Here is a 14,022-nt window from a genome sequence, read left to right on the forward strand (position 1 = left end):
AAGCTTGCGGCGCCTCGCCCTGCGCGAGGCGCCGCTGCTTCTCTCACGATATTATGCGGAGCGCGGCGGTCCCGAAACCCGCGGAAAACCTGCACTCAGACGCCACCACTCCGCATAACGCCACGCTTCGCATAATCGGCCCGGCCCACAAAGACGCGGTGGCTGGGCGCGTTCTCGTTAGAGGAGCGGTTCTGCTCGGCGACGATGCGGACGCCCTTGGCCTGCAGACTGAGGGTGATGATCTCGCCCTGGAAATCGTTGCCGACCTTCTTGAAAGAACCGATGTTAGCCATGTCACTTCTCCTGTTGTGTTTCGAGCCCGCGACCACCGCGGCCTCGATGGCGATGGACAGGCCGAGGACGATCGGCGACGCACCCGGTTGCGGGCCGGAGCGAAGCGGAGGACGACGTCGTAAAGACTTTCTTGCCTCGCGAGGAATGGGCGTAGCCCAGGGGAAGAAAGTCTTGAGCGACGGCGTTGCGGCTCAGACGATCGAGGCGCAGCCGGTCTTCGGCCAGATCAAGCCATCAAAGAGGCCACGTGCGTCCGCGTGCTGAACCACGACCTGGGGAGAAGACTTGGCCAATTTCGGTTCGAATGTGCAAGAAGTCGGAATTTCCAGGCGTAGAGAAAGAAACGACATGCAGGAAACGGCGGAATTGTCAGACGACAAATAGCCGCGACCGAAGGGCCTCACCATCGCAACTATATGGGCCGGGCCGAGATGACGCAGCTCGCTATGGGCTCCGCACGAAGGAACGCTTACGTTCGCTCGAGTTCGACGATCCCTCCTTCAACGCTCCGATCTGCGCGAATCTGATCGAGGAGGCAGGTGGAGAGGGACTATCCGTCGTGCGTAGCGGCAGAAAGACCCGCCGGAGATGCGCTTGGCACGACCCTGCCCGACTCCAATGGACGGGGCTCCGCAAGGACAGCCAACCGTGTCCACGCCGTACCACCGATAAAGACCGCGCCGAGGCACGCGAAGACCTCACGCCATGCCAGCGAGGGCATCCCGAGTTGCGACATCGCGAAGACCACATGATAGCCAGCAATCGCGGCTGGGAAGGCGAAGGCGGCCGCTATGGCTGCACGCAAGATCGGAAACCGCGCGATCGCGAATGCGGTCTGTCCAATCGCGAGCGTCACGCCGCCGGCGACAATGCCGACGAGCGGCGCACCGAGGATGCCGGCGCCGCTATGAAATGCCGCCACCCCGGCGCTGACGGCGACAAAAAACGGCAAAGCGTACACGGCCAGCGTCAAGATCAGCCAGCAGAACAAGCCGATGCCGACGGTGTTGAGGACAAGTCCAAGGGCGATCATGGTGGTGGCTCCGTATGCAAAGGAGTAACGGTCGCGCCTTCCACCACCACCGCGGCGCGATTCTGGATATGCAACCGAAACGAGGCGGAGTTGCGGCGCTTGCAACTCCGCCTTGGTGGTTCGGAAGGTGGCAAGGCGGCGCTCACGCGCCGCCAAATTTCCAAACGGGAATGCCGAGTCGTTTCGCCTTGTCGGCCAGGTTGTCCTGGATTCCCGTGCCCGGGAAATGCATGACGCCGATCGGCACGAGTTCGAGCATGGCGTCGTTGCGCTTGAATGGCGCCGCCTTGGCGTGCTTGGTCCAGTCCGGCTTGAAGGCGATCTGTGGAACCTTCCGGTTGGTCGCCCATTTGGAGGCGATCAGTTCGGCACCCTTTGGTGAGCCGCCATGGATCAGGACCATGTCCGGATGCTTGGCGTGAACCTTGTCGAGACGATCCCAGATCAAGGTGTGGTCGTTGAAGTCGAGGCCGCCAGTGAGTGCGATCTTGGGCCCAGGTGGCAACAAGACCTCGGTCTCTGCGCGGCGCTTGGCTGCGATGAAATCCCGGGAGTCGATCATTGCCGCCGTGAGCGTGCGATGGTTGACAAGCGAACCCGAGCGGGGGCGCCAGGGTGAACCGGTGTGGAGCTCAAAGTGCTCGATGGCCTGATCGCGGAACAGCTCCAGGCAGTTGCGGCGCTCGATCAGTGTGATGCCTTCGGCCGTCAGGCGCTCGAGTTCGACCGATCGTACTTCCGAACCATTCTGCTCGCGCTGGCTCTTGCGTTGAGCCTGTTCGTTGTCATCGAGATGGCGATCAATTCGGTCCGCGGCACGATGGAACAGGTTGACGGTCGACCAGAGCAAATCGCTAAGGTCCGGCTCGAGCCGCGTATCGCTCAAGGTGGCAACCAAGGCGTCGAAGATATCGGCGACTGCGCCGGCGATCATCTTGCCCTCGGGTAGCGGTCTCGGATCTGGCTCATCGTCAAATGGACGGTAGCCGAAGAGCTGCAATTCGCTGAGGACGTGGTCGGTTGCAGAGGCGGCGTGCGGCGGTTCGATGTCGTCATGGTCGGTCATGGAAGAGGTCCTTTGCCGGATCGGCCGCGCCCATCGCGGCCTTCGTGGCGATCACTCAGGCGGCGGGCGGAGCGGGCCAGAACCCGAAAGCGAAGCGGAGGGCCGAAGCGCCAGCGGAGGATGGCAGAGGTGCGGCTATTTTGCTTCGCGATGCAAAGGCCCGCAGGGCCGGCGGAAAATAGCCGCACCGCAGCCATTGGCGGCCCGGGCCGCTTGCCGTCCGATCGCCCTCTAGAAGGCCGAGGTCGCGCGCCTCTTCGGCATTGGCACCGCCTCGACCGAGCTGTCGGCGTCGAAACAAAACGCGCCTATGCGACAGCGGTCGACAAGAGCAGGAAGCGGGAGACGTCCTCTGGTACGAGTTGCATCCGCAAAGCCGTACGGAGAGCATCGAGGCCGAAGATGTAGAGATCCTCGTTGAAATCACCAAGCCGGGGCGACAACGTGATGGCTTCGATGCCGGCGGCTGCTGCGCGCTGCGTCAGGATTGCCCGGACCGCGTCTCCGGCAGCATCGGCGTCGCGGGCGATATAGAGCCGGCGCAAACTCGACGACAGCAGCATGGCCGAGAGGTGATTGGCTGAAAGCGCAGCGGCCATCGGCAACGTCGGAAGCACACAGCGTAGCGATAGCATGGTCTCGATGCCTTCGCCGGCGACAAGCACGTCGTCGTCAGCCACACCGAAACGAACTGCGTTACCGAGCAGGTCGCCCATGGCTCGTCGTGGCGTGTCGACCGGTGCCTTGCCGAGCCGAACGCGATCAAAGCCGTCCGGATCGAGCCAGGTGCGGTGCACGCCGGTGATCCCGCCATCGAGGTCGGTGACGGCAGCGATCATTGCCGGCCAGGTCTCGGTCGGCAAATGCTCGTCAGGCCGGTAGTAGCAGCGCGGATGGAAGCGCAGGCTGCCACCATGGTACACGCGGGCTATTCCGCGACGGTGCAAATAAGTCTCAACGACGGTACCCTCAATCGGACCTGAGATCGCAAACAGCCGTCTTGCGGCCTCTTGTGAGCCAACCGCGGTGATGGGGCGAGCCGGTTTTGAGGCACCTTCCGGTTTAGCCCGGGGTAGCTTGAGAAAGCGTCTTGCCTCCTCGGCGACGGCGCGGAAGTCAGGAAGACCAAGGCTTTCCCTGACGATGTCGAGGAGATCGCCATGCTCGCCGGTTGCGGCATCCGTCCATTTGCCAGCGGGTCCCTTCGGTGAGTCCTGGAGCCGCACGAACATCGAGCGGCCCGGCGTATTGTGCACGTCGCCAACCAGCCAGTACCGCCCCTGGCGCCTGCCGTTGGAGAGATAATAACGGCACACCGCTTCGGCTTCGCGCGCGAGGCAGTGTGCCAGTTCGGAGGCGTCGCGGGCCATCACGCAGCCTCCCGTTCGGCGATGCGCTCGATTGGGTAGTGGTCGAGCACCTTCGCCAGGACTTCGATGCCATCAGTGTCAGTTGGCACGAACATGCGTAGCTTCCAGGTGATGATCTCCCCGAACAGGCCGTACGCGCGCAGCCGGTCGCGCATCGCGTCGTTGAATCCAGAAAGTTCGATGCGATATGCGTCCATGACCCGGACACGGCGGAGCTGGAGGCCTTCGGCGAGCTCAAGGACCGTCCTCCCCTCCATCAGCGCGGCAAAGGCCTTGTCGGTCGCGAGCTTGGGCTCGTCAACGGCAAGGACATTCGCGACCCAGGCTGCCGAGACCTTGCGGCCGATGACGCGTTCGCCAGCATCCGTCTGCAGCCGATAGACCCGCGTCGACTCGTTCGGCAGCCGCTTCCAGATCGGCAGCAACAAGCCCGCCACGATGTGGATCGTGCTTTCGGTGAACTCGGCCACCTCGGCAAGCTCTACCTGCCAGGCCGCGGCGAAGCGTTCGCGATCGGCTTCAACCCAATGGCTTTCCGCCATCATCTTCAGGGGGAGGCTGTGCTGCTCCATTGGCCGGATCAACCGGACGCGTCGTTCGATCTCGCCATCATCGAGCATGAAGCTCGGGGCTGGGACCTGCACGGCGGCTCGTCCGGAGCGCTCATTGATCAGCGGGACAGCACGCTGATCCGACAGGCGGTCGAGGGCATCATCCAGGCTTACAGGATGATTGCGCTGGCGCTGAGTGATCGTGAGGAGCCGGGTCTCGGCGCCCGTCACCGGATGTGTATAGATCGTTCGCCGATCAGTGACGACAAAGCTTTCAGCACGGAGGGTTTCCAGTCCGATGTCGTAGGTACCCGATGCGATCGCGCCTTCGATACGGGCGGTCAGTAGCTGCTCGAAGGCGGTGAACAGAATATTCTGCAGTTGGATAGTGAGCGCCAGCAGCCTGTTCAGGAAGGTCGTGATCGGCGGAAGCTCATCTTTGAGCCCGTTGGCATCCATAAGCTTCAGTCCGGTCGCATCTTCGAATCTCTCAAGCGAGCAGCCCTCGACCTTGCCGCGCGCCAGCAGCATGTAGAGCTGGCGCAATGCATCACGGCCATACTGGCTTTCGAGGTTGTCCTCGGGCCGGAACAGGCCCTGCCCTCCGGTCTGGCGCTGACCCCGGGTGATGGCGCCCAATGTGTCGAGGCGGCGAGCGATCGTGGAGAGGAAGCGCTTCTCCGCCTTCACGTCTGTCGCGACCGGCCGAAATAGCGGCGGCTGCGCCTGATTGGTCCGGTTCGTGCGGCCGAGGCCCTGGATGGCGGCATCCGCCTTCCAGCCGGGTTCGAGCAGGTAATGAACACGCAACCTGCGATTCAGCGCCGACAACTCGGCATGGTAGCTCCTGCCCGTGCCGCCCGCGTCGGAGAACACGAGGATGCGCTTGACGTCGTCCATGAACGCCGTGGTCTCGGCGAGATTCGCCGATGCCGCACGGTTCTCAACGATGAGACGCTGGCCCTTGCGGATCACGCGGCGCGAGCGGCCCGTGACCTCGGCCACCATGTCCGTCCCAAATCGCTGAACGATCTGGTCGAGCGCGCCGGGCACCGGCGACAATGACGCGAGCTTCTCGATGAGGCTGTCGCGGCGTACGACAGCCTCCCGGCTTTCGACCGGCTGGCCGTCCCGATAGACGGGCCGGGAGCAGAGGTTTCCCTCCGAGTCAGTGAAAGGCTCGTAGAGCTGAACCGGGAAGGAATGGGCGAGATAGTCGAGGACATATTCGCGAGGGGTGATGTCAACCTGGACGTCACCCCACTCCTCGGTCGGGATCTCGGCGAGCCGTCGCTCCATGAGGGCCTCGCCCGTCGAGACGATCTGAATGACGGCAGCGTGGCCGGCGTCGAGATCGCGCTCGATCGAGCGGATCAACGATGGCGTCTTCATCGAGGTCAAGAGATGGCCGAAGAAGCGCTGTTTGGCGCTTTCGAAGGCGGACCGGGCCGCGGACTTTGCCTGTCCATTCAGCGTGCCGGTCTCGCCCGTGATGTTAGCGGCCCGCATCGCCGCCTCGAGGTTGTTATGGATGATGCTGAATGCACCGGCATAGGCATCATAGATGCGGACCTGCTCCGCTGTGAGCTGGTGCTCGACCAGTTCGTATTCGACACCCTCATAGGACAGCGAGCGAGCGGCATAGAGTCCAAGCGCCTTGAGGTCGCGCGCCAGCACTTCCATCGCTGCAACCCCGCCCTCCTCGATCGCCTCGACGAACTCGGCCCGGGTCGCGAACGGAAAATCCTCGCCGCCCCATAGGCCGAGACGCTGGGCATAGGCGAGGTTGTGTACCGTGGTGGCGCCAGTCGCGGAGACGTAGACCACCCGCGCATTCGGCAAGGCGTGCTGGAGCCTGAGGCCCGCACGCCCCTGCTGAGAGGCCGCCTGGTCGCCGCGTTCGCCCTTGCCACCAACCGCATTTTGCATGGCGTGGCTCTCGTCGAAGACGATCACTCCGTCAAAATCGGAGCCCAACCATTCGACGATCTGCCTCACGCGCGAAAGTTTCTCGCCGCGCTCGTCGGTCCGCAGCGTGGCGTAGGTGGTAAATAGGATGCCTTCCGTGAGCCGGATTGGCGTGCCCTGCCGGAAACGGGAAAGCGGCGTGACGAGGAGCCGCTCCATCCCAAGCGCCGACCAGTCGCGTTGCGCATCCTCAATGAGCTTGTCGGACTTGCTGATCCAGACCGCGCGGCGGCGACCTTTCAGCCAGTTGTCGAGCAGGATGCCGGCGACCTGCCGGCCCTTCCCCGCGCCAGTGCCATCGCCCAGGAACCAGCCCCGGCGAAAGCGAACGGCATTTTCCGCGTCGTCGCGCGCGGCCGCCACGACGTCAAAAGTCGCATCGACTGTCCAGGCGCTGCGAGAAACGCGGAATGCGCCTCGCCGGCGTAGATGATGCTCTCGAGTTGGGCATCGGATAGGATGCCATCCGATATGACGTTAGCCGGCAGGTGCGGCCGGTAGGACGGCTCCGGCGGTGCGACGGAAGCCATCGCGGCGGACTGCACGAGCTTTGTGGGATGCGGTTGCGCGCCTGGAATACGGATCGACTGCAGTGTGTAAGCCTCATAAAGCGAATCGGTGATGCTGCCGCCATCCGTGGGCGTCCAATCCACCGGCTCGTAGGCGACTTCGGTCGCCACGGGAGCAATTGCCGGCACGGCTGCAGCCGACTGGCGCTGAGCGACGTAGGCACGTACTGTTCGAGGCGTTGCAGGGCTGGCAATTGCCGGCACCACGCCAGCCGCTGTGCCAGCCATTGGACGACGCGGCGGCACGTGCTGTTGGACCCAGCCGAGCAAAGTCGGCAGATCGGGCGCAATGCCGGGAGATACTGGGAACGAGGCGACGTCGTCAGCCGGGACTCGATCGATAACGGTCAGACGGGTGTCGACGTTGGTGCCGTGCTTGGCATAGACGGCGCCGTCAATTGCCGCCGAGAATACGACACGGCCTTGTTCTTGCAGCCGCTTGAAGGAACAGGTCCATGCGGGATTGTCGGGCGCGACGTTTGCGCCTGTGATGGTAACCAGCCGTCCGCCTTCGGGAAGTCGAGCCAGGGCGGATCCGATGTGACGCAGTGCCGCCTCTCGCATCTGTCGATCGACATGGACCGCAGCCGAGAACGGCGGGTTCATCAGCACGACATCAGGCACGATGCCGGCATCGAGGTGGTCGTTAATGTGAGCGGCGTCAAACTGGGTCGTGGAGGCGCCGGGAAACAGCTGCGCGAGAATGCCAGCACGGCTCTCGGCGAACTCGTTAAGGACCAGGGAGGCGCCGTCAAGTTCGGCCAGGATGGCGAGAAGGCCGGTGCCAGCTGAAGGTTCGAGAACGACGTCAGTAGGCGTGATCGCGGCCGCTCGGCTGGCTACAAACGCCAGCCCGATAGGAGTGGAGAACTGCTGGAGGGATTCACTCTCCACAGATCGGCGTGTCTGAGTCGGAAGGAGGCTCGCGATCCTCATCAGCATCGGCAGCATCGCGGCTGGCGACGTCGCCTTGGTGCGCATGACGGCGCCATATCGCCTTAGCAACAGGACGGTCGCCGCCTCGCAGGCGTTGTAGGCCGTCTTCCAGTTCCAGACCCCGGTCGCATCGGAGGCGCCGAAGGCAGCCTCCATGGCGCCGCGCAGGACAGCGGCATCGATCCGGCGGCTGCGCTCGAGATCGGTCAAAAGCTGTCGCGCAGCCCTGATGACACTCGAGGCGACAACTGCGGTGGCACGGATCGAGAGCGGCGCGACGGCGCCGCCGGCGAGAGATTCGGTCATGGGAGGATTTCTCGGGAGAGCAGGAATGGGCTGAACCGCTCGGCGCTCTCCTTTAAGACCGCGGCGACTCAAAACCCTTCCCGGCCCGCCTCTACCTCTCAGCCATCGCCAATAAAAAGGGGACCGGCGCTCTGCACCGGTCCCCAAAACTGCGGGACAGCCGGAGCCATCCCGCTCTGTGATGTCACTCAGCCGCATCGAGCTGTTGCGGATCATCGTCGCCGGCGTTCTCCCCTTCCTCCTCGTCGGCGAGGAAATCGGGCAGCGGACCCGCTTCACCCTCCTCTTCCGCTGGCGACGCGGCGGGGTCGACGAGACGCAGCGGCTCCGGTAACCAGCCCGAACCATCGAGAAGGCGCTCGGCCTCCTTGGCCATGTCGGCCTTCTTCAGGTGGTCGATCAGCTGCGCGGAAGACTCGCCCCTTGCCTCCCGCACCGCCTCCAAAATGCGAGGCTTGGTGACCCGGCCGAGATAATTGTCGACAGTGGGTCTCCAGCCAGCCTGGACCATGTCGAGGCCCACCGCGCGGGCCAGCACGTCGGCCTGGTCGAGCCGCGTGCGGACGGCGTGAGCGGAGACGCGACCCTGATTGTAGCGGTTGGCCGGCTCATAGAGGGCGTTGACCGCAAATGACGCACAGTGAGCGAACAGAGACGCTTGCGCACCGCCATCGAGGGCTGTGAGTGCGTCCCACAGATCTTTCTCGCTCTTCGGCAGCCGTGCTTTCCAGGACTCATGCCGCGCCTCGACGGCCTTCGCGGACGCGCTTTCCCTTAAGCCAGGGGCTTGGGCGGGAAAGGTCGGCGTGTGAAGCCCGATCTCAAGGCAGCTTCCTGATGATGCGAACCGGTAAAAGGCAGTCAGCACAAAGTTGTGCAACACTGCCTGGAACGCGATCGCAGGACTTTCTGCCAGCGCGTCCCGCAGCGCCAGCGTACGATGCGCCGTCAGCTCTGTGATGAGCCGATCCGGCAAAGGCTTGGCCGCATCCTCATCATCTTCGTCGGCATCAGCAGCGCTGCCTGCAACCGCGATCACCGCTCGCCGAATGCAAGCACCTGCCTCCTGCCCTCCGGTCGACGACGGATCGGCGCTCTGCTCGATATCAGCATCAGTTGCCGGCACGTCGTCCTCTGGCCGGACGTAACCCCGGTCCACGGAAAGGCGTCCCTCGGAATCGATGCTGATGAAGACACCAGCTCGGGCGATCTCTGTCGGATCGTAGAGCACCGGCCGGTCTTCGAATGCCATCAAAGCCTGCTCGATTTCGCCGAGACGCTGATCGACCTCCTCGGGCAATTCGTCGGCATCCTGGTAGTCGGATTCAAGCTTCGCCTGCTCGGCGTTGAGGGCGTCGATGGTGGCCTGCTCCTCAGGTGAGAGATCGACAGGTTTGCCCTCTAGCTCACGCATGCCGCTAGCATGGCCGTAGGGAAAGTCCACGGCGACTGAGATCCATTTCCAGCCCTCCTTGGCGATCGTTTCGGCCTCGACTTTGAGTTTTTCGGTAACGAGACGATCAAGCAACGGCACATCCTGCAACCATCCGCCATCGTCGTGCGCGAACAGATCCCGCATCACGGCGCCGCCGGCCTGCTCGTAGGCATCCAGTCCGATGAACTGGGCGCGACGGTCGGAAGCGCGCACGGTGTTCTCCGTCAGCATCCTCCGGATCTGATATGGCTCGTCATTGCCGGATCTGCTGATGTTGTCCCAGACCTGCTCCTGACGCGCCTGGTCGGACGTGACCGAGAATGCCATCAACTGTTCGAGTGTCATACCATCGTCAGCATAGACGTCGTGCAACTTCGGCGAGACTGACGCCAGACGAAGGCGCTGCTTGACGATCGCCGGCGAGACGAAGTGCCGCGCGGCGATATCCTCTTCGCTCATGCCGCCGTCATGTAGCAGCTTGAACGCGCGGAACTGATCGAGCGGATGCAGTCCGACCCGCTCGTCATTTTCGGCGAGGGAATCGTCCTCGGCGATACCGCCATCCCGGATGACACAGGGGACAGGTTGCGTCTTCGCCATACGCTTCTGCTTGACCAGCAGTTCGAGCGCGCGGTAACGGCGTCCGCCGGCGGGCACCTCGAACATACCGGTCTCCTGGCCGTCGGCGTCAACGACCGCACGAACGCTCAGGCTTTGTAGCAGCGTGCGCTGAGCGATGCTCTCTGCCAGTTGTTCGATCGAGACGCCGGCCTCTACGCGCCGGACGTTGGACTGGCTCAGCACCAGCTTGTTGAAGGGAATATCGCGGGAGGGACTGAGTTTGATCTTCTGGACGACGCATGCCATGTCGGATTCTCCATGACGGGCGGCCGAAAGACTCTCTCCCGACCTCCTTCCCGTCACAGACAAGCCGGCACGCCTCTCACTCTCTGACGCGCAGCATCAACTGAGGACAGATACGGGCACAGCGTGCGGATCCGTCATGCAGCTTCCTCGCTGCCCCCAACCACGGAATCGATCGCGGGCGGCAGAAAGCCGAGCAGGAAATCGGCGGCCTTCGATGCCGCGCTCGCCGCACGGACGACGGCGCGATTATCCTCGCGCAGCACCTCCAGCCAGGAACCGATGTAGTCAGCGTGGCGCACGGTCGGCACGATACCGAGCGAGGCACAAACGAAGGCACCCGCCATTTCGGCGACCAGCTCTTCGCGCGCGTATGATTTTGAGCCGAACGAACCGGTGTGGTCGCGGTTGAGGCGGGATGCCTGGCCGGTCCAATGACCGAGCTCATGGAAAGCGGTCCGGTGCCAGTTGATCGGTTCGAAATAGGCAGCCGGCGGCGGCACCTGTACGAAATCGCCCGTCGTGTTGTAGTAGGCGCGCGCACCGCCGATGCGGAAATCCGCGCCGGTCGCCGCGATCAAGGCCTCGGCTCGCGGCTCAATCTGGCCTGGTGGCGGCGGGACCACCAAAGCAGCGACATCCTCGGGCAAGCCATCGCATTGATCCGTGTTAAAGACGGTAAAGCGCTTGAGAAACGGGATGGCACCCGGCTCCTCGCCGGCCTCCGTGGCGCGCCGACGTTCGTCGTCTGGGGTGAAGCGATCGGCATAGACGACGGTCGTTCCCCGCTCGCCCTTTCTGACATGGCCGCCGAGCCGGAGTGCCTGGCGGAAGGTAAGCCAGCTCTGTCCCGAAAAGCCGTGCTCGATAACGGCACCCCATAGGATCAGCACGTTAATCCCGGAATATCCGCGCTGCGTCGACGCGTTGCGCGGCATCGCGAGCGGCGCCTTGATCGACGCCGTCCCCCAGGGCTGAACCCACGGAAAACGGCCGGCCTCCAGCTCGGCTATGATCTTGTCAGTGATTTCGGTGTAAAGGCTCGTTCGGTCGTTGCCGGCACGAACTCGGGCGGTATGTCCAGACATCGCGGTTCTCCGCGACGGGCGCCGGAGGCCTCTCCCCCGATCTTCAACCCGTCGCGTCGGACCCGGCCCGCACTCTCACTCTCCGCGACGGTGACGGGGACACGGAGCGCGCATTCGCCGTAAATGGAGGCCACCCCTGGCTTGAGATCAGGTGCGCGCGCTGCAAGACGCCGAGCGAGGTCAACCTCGCGGCGGTGAAGCATCCGCCGGCCACCTTCGTGCACGATCTCGCCAGCCGGCTGCGCCGCCGCAAATGCGCCAAGGCGGGCCGACGCCCCGCGACGACCCCAATACAATTGGCTTGGCAGCCACGCCACCCTCGAACCGAAGAACCGAGCACACCGTTGGCACGCGCAGAGTTGCCATACGACTGGTCAGCGCCGTCCCTTTGAGGCCGAAGCGCAGCGGAGGCAAGAGAGAAGGCAGCCGACGAAGGGGCAGTGATAGCGACGCGGGCATGCAATGCCCGCGGGCACCGAGGCGACTGCAGTCGCGAGACCGGTTAACAAGGCACCCGCGTTCGGGGCAGTGATAGCGGCGCCGGCATGCAATGCCGGCGGCCCCTAACGCGAGAGCCTCCGGCGAGCGACACCGTATCGCGCAAGGGATCGAAGCCGGGACGGCCGAGAAGCGTCAGCGGCTCGGTTCATATGTGGACGGCCCCCGACTTGCAAGGATTGGCTCTGGCAGCATGCTCGGATCGCTTGCGCTCATATGTCCGGCCTGTTTTCAGGTCTTGCGACCACTGGCCAAGATGGGCTTCGCGGACAGTGAGATCCAAACACGAGAGCGGCATTTTCTGCCGGTAAACCGAGCGGAGCATTTCACTGACCGGCTCGCGCCGAACGTACCACCTCTTCCTGTCCTGCAAGTTCCGCCCCCAGCGTCAAACCTGCCGGTCTGGCGCCAAGCTCTGCATTTCGTTCAAGTCTATGTCGGCATCGGCATGACGTTGCTTGCAGGTCGGTACCGCTCGCCGCTGACCATCAGTTTCCAGGCGATCCGCGCCAGCTTGTTTGCCAACGCTATGGCCACCAGCTTCGGCGGCTTGCGTGCGATGATGTCTTTCAGCCAAGGCCAGGAGCGACTTTCCCGTCGGCGCATATCTGCGATCACAGCCGTCGCGCCGGCCACCAAAACGGTTCGCAACATGCCGTCACCGGCGCGTGTAATCACGCCAAGCCGGTTCTTTCCGGCCGTCGAGTGATTCTTTGGTGTCAGGCCAAGCCAGGCGGCAAAATTTCTTGCCGACTTGAACGCGCGTGCATCCACGACCTTGATCGACAGCAGCGTCGCGCCGATCGGACCAACGCCCGGAATAGCCGCCAGCCGTCGGCTCATCTCGTTACTCCGGTGTAGTTGCATGAGCTTCTTGTCGAGCTTGGCGATCTGGTCATCGACGCGCGTCAGTTCTGTTGCCAAAGCGTCCACCAACTCCTTCGTCAACTCCGGGACTGTCGCGTCAGCCTGAATGTCGATCAGCAATTGTTGAAGCCGCGAAAGTCCCTTGGGCGCTGTAAAGCCGAATTCCGCGGCATAGCCGCGGATCGAGTTGGCGAGCTGGGTCCGCCTACCGATGAACTGGTTGCGCACGCGCGCCACCATCTGTGCGCCCTGCTGCTCGGGGCTTTTGATAGGCACAAAGTTTTTGCGCAGTTTCGGCCGGCTTGCCGCCTCGCAAATTGCCTCGGCGTCCGCAGCGTCGGATTTCCCGCGCTGCACATACGGTTTGACATATTGCGGCGGGATCATCACCACCTCGTGCCCGAGCGATTGCAACTCCCGCGCCCAATAGTGCGATGCCCCGCACGCCTCCATCGCGACAAGCGCAGGCGGCAAACGACTGAAGAACTCCAAAACCTGTCCGCGCCTCAACTTACGCCGTAAAACCGGCTGCTCGGTCCCGTCAACGCCATGCAACTGAAATACGCTCTTTGACGTATCCAAACCGATGCGAACAATCGTTTCCACGGGCGGCTCCTTCGTTTGGGTCAGCGACGACCTCATCTTGCCACGCAGTGTGGCGGAAGGGGGCCGTCCACCCCAACACGAGAGCCCGGTCCGCGGCTAGCGGATGCGCACAAGCAGAGAATCCGCCTAGACTTGAGCTAAATTTCCTCGCGCGAATTCGTCTGCGCGTCATAGATCCTGATCTGAAGCATGGGAAAACGTTTCTTTAGTTCTTCTCCACCTGCCCTTGCGCCGTCTTTGGTTGCAAATTCGGTTTTGAGTCGGCCGTCCACTTCGAGCGCATAACCAGAAGCCGGCAGTTCACGGTTGGCTGCAACCATTTTTGTCCTTTTGGTGCAGTGAGGCGGTTGAGATTGATGGGTTAGCGTGAGTCGCCCAAACCACGCCAGAGCCACCTGCGCGACTGTGGGGATAGGTCACCGTCGTTGTGGATTGAACGCGCCGCACTGGAGTTCATCAGCGATGGGCATTTGCGTCGTCCGAACAGTCGGAGGGCTTTCCGTTTGCGCGGATCTAGCCGCGGTAAAGTCATAGATTCCCCGGCCGCCGCGTTTGGCGTCGCGCTAAACGC

At 63.3% G+C, this 14,022-nt stretch carries 7 protein-coding genes and 3 pseudogenes; 1 reads left to right on the forward strand and 9 read right to left on the reverse strand.

All coding sequences use genetic code 11. The features are described 5' to 3' along the window. Positions 1–134: 134 nt before the first annotated feature. From HZB49_RS01830 to HZB49_RS01860, 7 genes and pseudogenes are all read right to left on the reverse strand, one after another. Positions 135–293 (reverse strand): annotated as a pseudogene (locus HZB49_RS01830) (DUF736 family protein); the annotation flags it as partial. Positions 294–844: 551 nt separating this feature from the next. Further along, positions 845–1,327 carry a hypothetical protein gene (locus HZB49_RS01835; protein ID WP_021075710.1) on the reverse strand — a complete coding sequence of 161 codons (483 nt, stop codon included), beginning with the start codon at positions 1,325–1,327 and terminating at the stop codon, positions 845–847. Between the two features lie 142 nt (positions 1,328–1,469). Further along, positions 1,470–2,393: a DUF2493 domain-containing protein gene (locus HZB49_RS01840; protein ID WP_021075709.1), complete on the reverse strand. Its 924-nt coding sequence runs from the start codon at positions 2,391–2,393 to the stop codon at positions 1,470–1,472. A gap of 308 nt (positions 2,394–2,701) precedes the next feature. Continuing rightward, on the reverse strand, positions 2,702–3,763 hold the full coding sequence (locus HZB49_RS01845) for a toprim domain-containing protein (protein ID WP_021075708.1): 1,062 nt from the start codon (positions 3,761–3,763) through the stop codon (positions 2,702–2,704). Further along, positions 3,763–8,093: pseudogene (locus tag HZB49_RS01850) on the reverse strand (strawberry notch-like NTP hydrolase domain-containing protein). Before HZB49_RS01850 ends, HZB49_RS01845 begins: the two are co-directional and overlap by 1 nt. A 184-nt stretch (positions 8,094–8,277) precedes the next feature. Further along, positions 8,278–10,395: a ParB/RepB/Spo0J family partition protein gene (locus tag HZB49_RS01855; RefSeq protein ID WP_021075705.1), complete on the reverse strand. Its 2,118-nt coding sequence runs from the start codon at positions 10,393–10,395 to the stop codon at positions 8,278–8,280. A 134-nt stretch (positions 10,396–10,529) separates the two neighbouring features. Further along, positions 10,530–11,480 (reverse strand): zincin-like metallopeptidase domain-containing protein, encoded by a 951-nt coding sequence (locus HZB49_RS01860; protein ID WP_021075704.1) that lies wholly within the window; start codon positions 11,478–11,480, stop codon positions 10,530–10,532. A gap of 116 nt (positions 11,481–11,596) precedes the next feature. On the opposite strand from HZB49_RS01860, the pseudogene HZB49_RS01865 reads away from it, so the two are divergent. Beyond that, positions 11,597–11,809 (forward strand): annotated as a pseudogene (locus HZB49_RS01865) (hypothetical protein); the annotation flags it as partial. A gap of 601 nt (positions 11,810–12,410) precedes the next feature. On the opposite strand, the gene HZB49_RS01870 reads toward HZB49_RS01865, so the two are convergent. Both HZB49_RS01870 and HZB49_RS01875 read right to left on the reverse strand, forming a co-directional pair. Beyond that, the gene (locus tag HZB49_RS01870; RefSeq protein WP_021075703.1) at positions 12,411–13,451 is read right to left on the reverse strand and encodes an IS110 family transposase; all 1,041 of its coding nucleotides are present in this window, start codon (positions 13,449–13,451) and stop codon (positions 12,411–12,413) included. Between the two features lie 137 nt (positions 13,452–13,588). Further along, positions 13,589–13,771 carry a hypothetical protein gene (locus HZB49_RS01875; RefSeq protein ID WP_021075702.1) on the reverse strand — a complete coding sequence of 61 codons (183 nt, stop codon included), beginning with the start codon at positions 13,769–13,771 and terminating at the stop codon, positions 13,589–13,591. Positions 13,772–14,022 lie beyond the last annotated feature (251 nt).

Source organism: Bradyrhizobium sp., from assembly GCF_016219575.1.
Classification (GTDB): domain Bacteria; phylum Pseudomonadota; class Alphaproteobacteria; order Rhizobiales; family Xanthobacteraceae; genus Bradyrhizobium.

Coding starts and splice junctions, on each gene's coding strand:
- HZB49_RS01875 (WP_021075702.1), bottom strand. CDS start 13,771: ATGGTTGCAGCCAACCGTGAACTGCCGGCTTCTGGTTATGCGCTCGAA.
- HZB49_RS01855 (WP_021075705.1), bottom strand. CDS start 10,395: ATGGCATGCGTCGTCCAGAAGATCAAACTCAGTCCCTCCCGCGATATT.
- HZB49_RS01860 (WP_021075704.1), bottom strand. CDS start 11,480: ATGTCTGGACATACCGCCCGAGTTCGTGCCGGCAACGACCGAACGAGC.
- HZB49_RS01840 (WP_021075709.1), bottom strand. CDS start 2,393: ATGACCGACCATGACGACATCGAACCGCCGCACGCCGCCTCTGCAACC.
- HZB49_RS01835 (WP_021075710.1), bottom strand. CDS start 1,327: ATGATCGCCCTTGGACTTGTCCTCAACACCGTCGGCATCGGCTTGTTC.
- HZB49_RS01845 (WP_021075708.1), bottom strand. CDS start 3,763: ATGGCCCGCGACGCCTCCGAACTGGCACACTGCCTCGCGCGCGAAGCC.